Annotated in this window: 10 protein-coding genes and 2 pseudogenes; 3 read left to right on the top strand and 9 right to left on the bottom strand. The window is 73.8% G+C overall.

Going from position 1 to position 9,130, the window contains the following annotated elements; translation table 11 throughout:
* Both NHG27_RS03255 and NHG27_RS03260 read right to left on the bottom strand, forming a co-directional pair.
* The gene (locus tag NHG27_RS03255; RefSeq protein ID WP_497014724.1) at positions 1 to 810 is read right to left on the bottom strand and encodes an aminoglycoside 3'-phosphotransferase; all 810 of its coding nucleotides are present in this window, start codon (positions 808 to 810) and stop codon (positions 1 to 3) included.
* A 158-nt stretch (positions 811 to 968) separates the two neighbouring features.
* A complete protein-coding gene (locus NHG27_RS03260) occupies positions 969 to 1,919 on the bottom strand; it encodes a 3-methyladenine DNA glycosylase (protein ID WP_497014725.1) in 951 nt (316 codons plus the stop codon).
* A gap of 202 nt (positions 1,920 to 2,121) precedes the next feature.
* Between NHG27_RS03260 and NHG27_RS03265 the strand changes: the two genes are divergently transcribed.
* Positions 2,122 to 3,066: a DUF4190 domain-containing protein gene (locus NHG27_RS03265; RefSeq protein WP_497014726.1), complete on the top strand. Its 945-nt coding sequence runs from the start codon at positions 2,122 to 2,124 to the stop codon at positions 3,064 to 3,066.
* Positions 3,067 to 3,084: 18 nt separating this feature from the next.
* Here NHG27_RS03265 and NHG27_RS03270 read toward each other — a convergent pair whose 3' ends face one another.
* The 4 genes from NHG27_RS03270 to NHG27_RS03285 all read right to left on the bottom strand — a co-directional run bounded on the left by NHG27_RS03270 (position 3,085) and on the right by NHG27_RS03285 (position 4,852).
* Complete coding sequence (locus tag NHG27_RS03270; RefSeq protein ID WP_497014727.1) at positions 3,085 to 3,468, bottom strand: DUF1622 domain-containing protein; 384 nt, start codon at positions 3,466 to 3,468, stop codon at positions 3,085 to 3,087.
* A gap of 87 nt (positions 3,469 to 3,555) precedes the next feature.
* Positions 3,556 to 3,936: an MmcQ/YjbR family DNA-binding protein gene (locus tag NHG27_RS03275; RefSeq protein ID WP_497014728.1), complete on the bottom strand. Its 381-nt coding sequence runs from the start codon at positions 3,934 to 3,936 to the stop codon at positions 3,556 to 3,558.
* Between the two features lie 65 nt (positions 3,937 to 4,001).
* A complete protein-coding gene (gene crcB, locus NHG27_RS03280) occupies positions 4,002 to 4,379 on the bottom strand; it encodes a fluoride efflux transporter CrcB (RefSeq protein ID WP_497014729.1) in 378 nt (125 codons plus the stop codon).
* A complete protein-coding gene (locus NHG27_RS03285; protein ID WP_497014730.1) occupies positions 4,376 to 4,852 on the bottom strand; it encodes a fluoride efflux transporter FluC in 477 nt (158 codons plus the stop codon). The genes crcB and NHG27_RS03285 overlap by 4 nt, the downstream gene beginning before the upstream one ends.
* 8 nt (positions 4,853 to 4,860) lie before the next feature.
* Between NHG27_RS03285 and NHG27_RS03290 the strand changes: the two are divergent.
* A pseudogene (locus tag NHG27_RS03290) lies at positions 4,861 to 4,953 on the top strand (hypothetical protein); the annotation flags it as partial.
* Between the two features lie 66 nt (positions 4,954 to 5,019).
* On the opposite strand, the pseudogene NHG27_RS03295 reads toward NHG27_RS03290, so the two are convergent.
* The 3 genes and pseudogenes from NHG27_RS03295 to NHG27_RS03305 all read right to left on the bottom strand — a co-directional run.
* Positions 5,020 to 5,538: pseudogene (locus NHG27_RS03295) on the bottom strand (universal stress protein); the annotation flags it as partial.
* A gap of 25 nt (positions 5,539 to 5,563) precedes the next feature.
* The gene (locus tag NHG27_RS03300; RefSeq protein ID WP_497014731.1) at positions 5,564 to 6,595 is read right to left on the bottom strand and encodes an aldo/keto reductase; all 1,032 of its coding nucleotides are present in this window, start codon (positions 6,593 to 6,595) and stop codon (positions 5,564 to 5,566) included.
* A complete protein-coding gene (locus NHG27_RS03305; RefSeq protein WP_497014732.1) occupies positions 6,534 to 7,991 on the bottom strand; it encodes a heparan-alpha-glucosaminide N-acetyltransferase domain-containing protein in 1,458 nt (485 codons plus the stop codon). The genes NHG27_RS03300 and NHG27_RS03305 overlap by 62 nt, the downstream gene beginning before the upstream one ends.
* 239 nt (positions 7,992 to 8,230) lie before the next feature.
* Between NHG27_RS03305 and NHG27_RS03310 the strand changes: the two genes are divergently transcribed.
* Complete coding sequence (locus NHG27_RS03310) at positions 8,231 to 9,040, top strand: methyltransferase domain-containing protein (RefSeq protein ID WP_407671900.1); 810 nt, start codon at positions 8,231 to 8,233, stop codon at positions 9,038 to 9,040.
* Positions 9,041 to 9,130: the final 90 nt, after the last annotated feature.

A 9,130-nucleotide genomic window follows, 5' to 3' on the forward strand; every position in this document is an offset into this window, starting at 1 on the left:
TCAGCCCAGGTCCCACAGCAGCCGGTAGTACGCGATCCGCTCGGGGTCCGGCTCGACCCCGTAGGCCTCGTAGACGATCCCGTCGTAGCCGGGCCCGTAGTTCCACTCGGTGCTCCAGGCGGCGACGGCGAGGTCGGCCCAGCGGTCGGCGACCCCGAGCGACCCGAGGTCGACGTGCGCGGCGAACGAGCCGTCGGCGTGCAGGAGCGTGTTGGGTGCGCACGCGTCGCCGTGGCACACGACGAGCCGGTCCACGGGCGGCGCGACGTCGAGCCGCGCGCGGGCCTCGGTGACCGTGAGCGCGGCGTGCTCGGGGAACCACTCGGTGGGCCCCTCGCCGTCGGCGATGCGCTCGTCGGCGCGGGCGGTGCGCTCCTCGATGCCCCACGTGAACGGGCAGTCCTCGACGGGCAGGGCATCGTGCAGGACGCGCAGCCCGTGGCCGATCGAGGCGGCGGCCGTGGCGGGTTCCGCGACCCAGCGCGGGTCGACGGCCGAGGCGGCGTCGATCGCCTCGGTCACGAGCCAGGCACCGGCCTCGTCCCGCCCGGCGTCGAGCACGCGGGGCACGGCCGTGAACCGCGATGCCCACGCCAGGCGCTCGGCCTCGGCGAGCAGGTCGATCTCCGGGGTCCCGGCCGCGACCCACTTGACGTACCGGTCCGTGCCCCAGCGGAACGTGAGGCCGCCGAGGTCGTTCCGCCAGACCGGGACCAGGTCGCCGCCTCCCGAGGCGTCGACGAGCGACCGGACGGCGGGCGGCACGGGCACGGGGCGGGTGGGGATCATGGCGAGGGGCGGTCGCGACATGCCCCGATCCTGCCAGGTGCGAGCGACGGACCGAGGGCGCGAGACAGGTGGGTGCGTCCGAGACGGGTGGTCCGGGCGGCGTCCTGAGCACCCGTCTCGCGCCGGGCCACCCGTCTCGCGCCGGGCCACCCGTCTCACGCCGGGCCACCCGGTCTCGGTCAGCCCAGCAGGCGCTCGCAGACCTCGAGCATCCGGGCTCGCAGCGAGGCCGAGCGCTCGGCGAACCCGCGCTGGAGCCGCACGTACTCGGCCTTGCCCTCAGGCGTCTCGATCGCGACGGGGGCGACGCCGTACGCCGACACGTCGTAGGGGCTGGCCCGCATGTCGACCCAGCGGATGTCGCGTGCGAGCTCGAACGCGTCGAGCACCATGTCGCCCGGCGCCGCGGGCGATAGCTTGGTCGCCCACTTGTAGAGGTCCATGTTGGCGTGCAGGCAACCCGGCTGCTCGAGCGCGGGCTGGGTCTCCCGGGTGGGCTGCAACCGGTTGAGGCTCACGGCCTCGGGGGTGAAGAAGCGGAACGCGTCGAAGTGCGAGCACCGCACGGGGTGCGACGCCACGACCTCGTCGGTGCCCTGGGCGCCGAGCCGCAGGGGCAGGGGGTGGCGGTGGTCGCGTCCCTGGGCGTGGTCGCGGTAGACCATGGCCCACTCGTGCAGCCCGAAGCACCCGAGCGTCGCCGGTCGGGACGCGGTGGCCGCGAGGAGGTCGCGGGCGTAGCGCACGGTCTCGCCCCGGTCGGCGAGGAACGCGTCGACGTCGAGGCTCACGCCTCCGGTCGTGCTCGTCCTGTGCCACCGCCAGGTGGCGCGCTCGGCGAGGAGGGGCGCGACGTCGTCGGGCGGGAGGCCACCGGACGTGAGCGTCACGCCCGCGCCGGGGTGCCAGCGGCGGAGCTGGGCGGGGCGCGTGGGGTAGTAGGTGAAGAGGAAGTCCTCGACCGCGTGCTTCTCGCCGCGCTCCTTGCGCTCGCGCCGGCCTGCGGTCAGGGCGTCGGCCCGGGAGGCGTGGTCGGCGGCCAGGCGCGTCCAGGTCGCTGCGTCGAGGTGCCCGACGGCGCCGCTCACCGGGGTGGGGTGGGGCGGGTCGGTGCGAGGGAGAGCGGGCATGGGTCCAGGGTAGGCGGCGTGCGTCGTCGTGCCCGAGGCGCTGGGTGTTGCCTGGACGGCAAGTTCACCCGAGGTGGATGAAGTCTGACCGCATCCTTTATGGAACGCTTGTGCCGGAGTGCGTGCGGGGGCGCGTGCGGCTCCTCTCCCGACCATCCGAGCACGGCCGCGCCGTGCACGACACGAAGAGAGACGCAGACGCATGACGTTCCCCCCTCCCGGACCTCCCGAGCAGACCCCGCCCGGAGCCGCCCACCCCGCGGCGCCCTTCCAGGCGCCCCACCCGGCGCCTTCCGCTCAGCCCGGCGACCCCGGTCAGCCGGGGGCGTGGGGACCTGACCAGGGCGGCTACGCACCGTACGCCCCGCAGGGGCCCGTCCCGGGCAAGAAGTCCAACGTGCTCGCGATCACGGGCTTCGTCCTCGCGATCGTCGGTCTGCTGCTGTGCCTCATCCCGATCGTCAACCTCTTCGCGGCCGTGCTCGCCCTGGCCGGGCTCGTGCTCGGGATCATCGGCCTCGTCCAGGCCGGACGCCTGGGCAGCGGCAAGGGCATGTCGATCGCGGCCATCATCATCTCGGTCGTCGCCGGCATCGGCGCGATCATCTCGCAGGTCGTGTTCGTCGCGGCGCTCGACGAGCTGTCCACGGCCCTCGAGAGCACGTCGGTCACGAGCACCGCCCCCGAGGAGCCCACGAGCGACGAGTCCCCTGCGGACGAGCTCTTCTCGGACGAGGCCCTCGACGAGACGCCCCCGCTCGCCCTCGCGTTCGGTGACGTCGCCCAGTTCGAGGATGGCCTCGAGGTCGGTGCCGGCGCCGCCGCGCCCTTCACCCCCGGCGAGTGGGCTGCGGGCGTCGACGGCTTCACGCAGTTCGTGCGCGTCGACGTCACGCTGACCAACGGCACCGCCGACGCGTTCGACCCCGCCCTCGTCTATGTCACGCTCGCGTCGGCCGGGACCGAGGGGTCGCAGGTGTACGACACGAGCAACGGGATCAACGGGGGCCCGACGACGTCGATCCTGCCCGGCCAGTCCGTGACCTTCCCCGTCGTGTTCGGCGTCACCGACCCCGCCGACCTGACCCTGGAGGTCAGCCCAGGTCCCTGGGAGTACGACACGGTCATCTTCTCGACGACCGTCTGACCGTCACCGTGACGGGCCCTACCCTCGCGTGGGGTCCGTCACGAAGTCATCAGCACCCGGACCGCCCTCTGCCCCGGCCTGCTGCCACGGCCATCGGCCCGTGATCTCCAGCTCGAGCGAGAAGCTGAGGAACGTTCGGATGAGGACGATCGCCGCGAGCACGCCGACGCTCTCGAGCGTCGGGGTGATCGCGACCGTCCGGATGATGTCCGCAGCGACGAGCAGCTCGAGCCCGAGCAGGATCGAGCGGCCGAGCCGCCGCCGGAAGGACCGGTACACGTCCCCGTCCCTGCGGCGAGACGCCGCCAGGAACGCCGCGTACAGGGCACCGACCACGATCGCGGCGACCCCGGCGGCGTCGACGACCTTGCCCACGACCTCGACCACCTCGGCGAACGTCATGAACCGAGCGTAGGTCGGAACGTCCGCACAGGCCGGGCGAGCCGCGCGCACGCAGGAGCGGCCGACGGGTCGGCGGCGCCGTCGGGCCTACTCGGTCTCGTCGAGGAAGGACTGCGCGAGCCGCTTGGGGGCCCGCGCGAGCCACGCGTCCTCCAACAGCTCCTCGAGCTCGGGGACCGTGACCTGGTCCAGGCGGGCCAGGACGATCGGGTACCCCGCGAAGTGGGCCGTGGTGAAGAACGAGCCCGGCTCGTCGCTCACGAGCGCGAGCTTCTCGCCCTCGTCCGCGACGTAGAACCCGAGAGGCGCGCTGTCCGGCGCGGACGCCCCCAGCTCCTCCAGGTCCCGACGACGCAGCGGCCGCTCCCAGGCGAAGTTGCGCCCGTGCACGGCCCACTCGCGCGGTCGGCGCTCCTCGGTGTCGGGGAGAACCGACGCGATCCGCCCGACGTCGTCCCACGTGGCCATGGTTCCGACGCTACGCCCGACCGGGAGCCCTGTCAGCGCGAGGCGGCCGACCGCGCCCGGGGCGCTCAGCGCGTGGCGCCCCAGCGGTAGCCCGCGTAGGCCAGGGCGACGCACACGACCAGGACACCGAACGAGTACGCGAACGCGGTCCCGTACCGCTGCTGCCGCACGAGCTGCACGGTCTCGTAGCTCGCGGTGCTGAACGTCGTGTACCCGCCGAGGAACCCCGTGCCGATGACCGCCGCGACCTCGCTCGACGCGACGTGGGCGACGACGAGGCCCGTGAGCGCGCCCAGGAGCAACGACCCCGACATGTTGACGACCGCGGTCGGCCACGGGAACTCGGTGCGGACTCGGGACCGGACCAGACCGTCGACCACGAACCGCGTCCCCGCGCCCAAGCCGCCCGCGACGGCCAGCAGGACGAACAGCCCGGGCGTCACCGGACCGCCCCCGTGTCCGCGCGCTCGTCCGCGCGCTGCTGCGAGCGCGCGTCGAACCTTGCGGCCACCACGATGCCCACGAACGTCGCGCCCGCCCCGACGAGCACCGTCGCCAGCGCGTACGCCACACCCAGACCCGCGCGCGAGGAGTCGACCAGCAGCGCGACGTCGGTGGCGAGCGTGCTGTACGTCGTGAAGCCGCCGCAGAACCCCGTGCCGAGCAGGAGACGCAACCGCGGGCCGCGCGGGCCGCGCGGGTCGCCGGGCCGACCGCGCAGGACCGCCTCCGTCAGGCAGCCCAGCAGGAAGGCCCCCACGACGTTGACCAGCAGGATCGCCACGGGCAGCCCGTGGAGGACCGGGACCGCGAGGACGACCCCCTCGCGCGCCGCCGCGCCGAACGTCCCCCCGAGCACGACGAGCCCGATCGAGGACCAGCGCAGGTAGCCGGGCCGGGCGTCCTGCGCAGTCACCCGACGCCCTGCTCGTCAGCGTCCGGCCCCGTGAGGCGCGGCGCCTTGGTTCCCGGCATTCCGATGCCCGGCTCCGCGATGCCCGGCTCCGCGGTGCCCGGCTCCGCGGTGCCCGGCTCGTCGACGCCCTGTTTCGCGTCGCTCCCGGGACGCGCGGGGACCACGACCACGGGCCGCGCCTGGCGGTGCGTGAGGTGCACGGCGACCGAGCGTCTGAAGAGCTCCTGCACGCCCCGGGTGAGCCCGTGCCGGTGCGTGCCGACCACGATCATCGCCGCGTCGAGCGTGTCCGCGAGGCGGGCCAGGGCGTCGGCCGTGTCACCGACCAGGAGGCGCGCGGTCCACCGCACGCCGGTCGGGCCGAGGACCGCGCCGAGACGCTCCACGAGCGCCGGGTCCAGGACCTGCTCGCGCTCGTCGTCGTAGTCCGGGTCGATCGGGGCCGAGACCACGCTCCCGTCCGGGCGCTCCGAGACGACGAACCGGCCCGCGGTCACGTGGGCGCAGACCAGCTCGCCGCCGAACCGGTCCGCGAAGCGCGCTGCCTCGCGCAGCACGACGTCGGGTTGACCGGGGCTCACCCCGACGACGACAGGGGGCCCGGCAGGCTGGGCGACCGACTGTCCGACGAGCGGGTCCCCCGGTGGGGTCTCCGGCCCGTCGTCGCCTTCCGCGCCCGCTGCCATCCTCCGAGCCTAGGGCAGGGCGCGCTCAGAACGGCGCGACCTTGCGGGCCGGGGGAAAGATCTCGTCGAGAGCGGCGAGGTCCTCGATGGTCGGGACCCAGGAGCCCGCCACCGCGTTCTGACGGATCTGCTCGGGCCGGGTAGCGCCCGCGATGACGCTCGACACCTGCGGCTGGGCCAGCAACCACCCGAACGCGACCTCGACCTCGCTCACGCCGCGCTCGCGCGCGAAGAGGTGGAGCGCGCCCAGTGCTTCCCAGGGCGCGGACTCCAGCAGGTGCGGCTTGCTGTGGACCAGGCGGCCGTCGTCGGGCCCCTTCCCGTCCGCGTACTTGCCCGTCAGCAACCCGTTGGCGAGCGGGAAGAACGGCAGCACGCCCAGCCCGTACGCCTTCGCGGCGGGCAGCACCTCGAGCTCGGCCTCGCGGTCGATCAGGTTGTATTGGTTCTGCGCGGACACGAACCGCACCGTCCCGTTCAGCCGCGCCTGGTACTCGGCGTCCGCGATCTGCCAGCCCGCCCGGTTCGAGTGGCCCACGTAGCGGACCTTGCCCGCGCGGACCAGGTCGTCGAGCGCGGACAGCGTCTCCTCGACGGGAGTGCGCTTGTCCGGGGTGTGGAACTGGTACAGGTCGATCCAGTCGGTCCCCAGGCGCCGCAGCGACGCCTCGACGGCCTTGACGATGTACCGGCGCGACCCGCGCGCCCGGAAGTCCTCACCGTTCGCCCCGTGCATGGGCATGCCGAACTTCGTGGCGACCACGACGTCGTCGCGGTGGCGCCCCAGGGCCTTGCCCAGCAGCTCCTCGCTCAGACCGGGCTGCGCGCCGTACACGTCCGCGACGTCGAAGAACGTGATGCCCGCGTCGAGCGCGGCGTCGATCAGCGCACGCGTGCCCTCGAGCGACTCGGTCACGGTGCGCGGCCGCCCCAGGTTGTTGCAGCCCAGGCCGATCGCGGACACCGCGAGACCGGACGAGCCCAGGCGGCGGACCTCAGGGCGGGCGGGGGCAGCGGGAGCGGCGGAGCCGGCAGGGCTGACGGGCGAGGAAGTCATGCGCCAGACTGTACGTCCCGCCGGGGGTGGTCGGCGTCGTCGGCCGATCGTCCCGCCCGGTGGGCACCTCGCCCCTCGCGGAGGTCCCGCCCGTCGAGCCCCCCGTCGTGCCGGTGGCCGAGCCCGCTGCCGTCGGCGCCGCCGCGTCGGGCCCCGCACCGGGAAGGGGCGGGATCGACGCGGCCCGCACCGCGACCCACCCGACGAGCCGTTCGAGAGGGCCGCGCCCGATAGACCACCGCCATATCGTCGCGAACACCAGGCTCGCGATGACCAGCACCAGCAGCTCGCCGTTGCCGTCGCCCGCCATGAGCGGCTCCTCCCACACGAAGAGCGCGACGATCTGCAGGCAGTACACGGTCAGCGCCATCGACCCCACGGCGGCCAGGGGCGACAGCGCCCACGCCACCGCCCGGCGCGAGCCCAGCAGCAGACACAGTCCTAGGACCGCGAGGGCGAACGCGCCCGACCCCACGACCTCGAGAGCCGTGTCCGTGTGCGGCCCCGCGAGCCACAGGTAGTCCGCCGTCGGCAGCGGGGCGCTCCACGGCAGGGGCTCCGGCTGATACCAGCCCGACGCGTCCGCGGCCCGCTGCAGGATCGCAGACGCCCGCCCGGAGCCCGCGAGGACCTGCGTCAGCGTCGAACCGGTGAACAGCGCCGACACCAGGTACGCCCCGACGGCCGTCGCCGCACCACCCACGAGGAGGCGGCGCTGGACCCGCCGCGACCCCAGGTCGACCCGACCCACCGCGAGCCCCACGAGCACGTACGCCATCCACACCAGGGCCGGGTAGTGCCCGGTGAGCAGGAAGTCCGTGAGGGCACCGGACCCGTCCACCGGCAGCGAGAGTCCGGCCCGCAGCAGGACCTCGGGCAGCCAGTGCACCAGGACCGGGCCCACGACGGCGACCACCGCCGCGAGCCCCACGAGCCGACGCGGCTCCCACCGCAGGAACGGCAGCGCGAGCACGAAGTACGCCGCGTAGAAGCCCAGGATCAGGGCGACCGGCGTGCCCAGCAGGTCGAGCAGGCCCGCGAACGCGAGAAGCAGGACCGCACGCACCAGGATGCGGGTGCGCGCCTGGAGGGCCGGGACACCCGACAACGGGGTGCGTCGCCCCGACACGAGCGCGAGCGAAACCCCTGCGATCACCGCGAACAGGATCGACGAGCGCCCGTGCACCAGGGACAACCAGCCCTCACCCGTCGAGAAGTCGTCCGTCGTGACCCCGACGTGCGCCGCGAACATCCCCAGGATCGCGAGCCCACGCGCGAGGTCGACCCCAGGCACCCGGTCCCCCCGCGGGAGCAGGAGCTCGACGTGGCGACGCCAGAACCCGCCCGACGACGTCGCGGGCGCTGTGCTGGCAGGGACGGGCAGGGCGGTGGTCACGGACGCGATTGTCCCGGGTCACGGCCCGCGTGTCCCCGCGCGGCGCGCGAGCGACCGCGAACCGCACCCCGACCGTTCGCCGCCCATGATGTGAGAACGGGGCTGTGGTCAGGGTGGAAGCGTTCTACCGTGCAAGCATGACCCACACCCCCACGCCGGACCAGGACGTCACCGCCGACGCCTCGCCCGACGCCCATGCACCCGACGCCCCCACCGGGGCACTGGGAAGCACCCCGAGCATGGAGTCCGAGTCGTACACCCACGGGCACCACGAGTCGGTGCTGCGTTCGCACCGGTGGCGCACCGCGGAGAACTCCGCCGGCTTCCTCCTGCCCCACCTGCGCGCCGACCACCAGGTCCTCGACGTCGGCTGCGGACCCGCGACCCTCACCGTCGACCTGGCCCGCCACGTGCCCGACGGCACCGTGATCGGGGTCGACGCCTCGGCCGCCGTGCTCGACAGCGCGCGCGAGCTCGCAGCAGGCTCCGGGCTCGGCAACGTCTCGTTCCAGCAGGCCAACGCCTACGAGCTGCCCTTCCCCGACGACACGTTCGACGTCGTCTTCGCCCACCAGCTCCTCCAGCACCTGTCCGACCCGCTGGCCGCCCTGCGCGAGATGAAGCGCGTCGCCAAGCCCGGCGGCATCGTCGCGGTGCGCGACGCCGACTACGCCGCCATGACCTGGTACCCCGAGTACCCCGGGCTCACCGAGTGGAACGAGCTCTACCACGAGGTCACGCACGCCTACGGCTACCAGGCCGACGCGGGACGCCGCCTGCTCGCCTGGGTCCAGGAGGCCGGGTTCGACCCCGCCCAGATCGTGCCGTCCGCCGGGGTCTGGTGCTACTCGACCCCCGCCGACCGCGCCTGGTGGGGCGGCCTGTGGGCCGAGCGCTGCATCGCGTCCAACTTCGCCGTCCAGGCCAAGGAGTCGGCGCTCGCGGACGACGTCGCCCTCGAACAGCTCGCGCAGGAGTGGCTGCGCTGGGCCGAGGAGCCCGCGGGCTGGTTCGCCGTCCTCAACGGCGAGGTGCTCGCGCGGGCCTAGCTGTACTGACCAGGACCGTTGTTGACGTGAAGAGAGACCTCCGTGTCGAGTGGGAGCTGTCTAGGAACCCGGCTCTGACCAACGGAGGTC

This window comes from Oerskovia sp. 140933 (genome assembly GCF_059651515.1).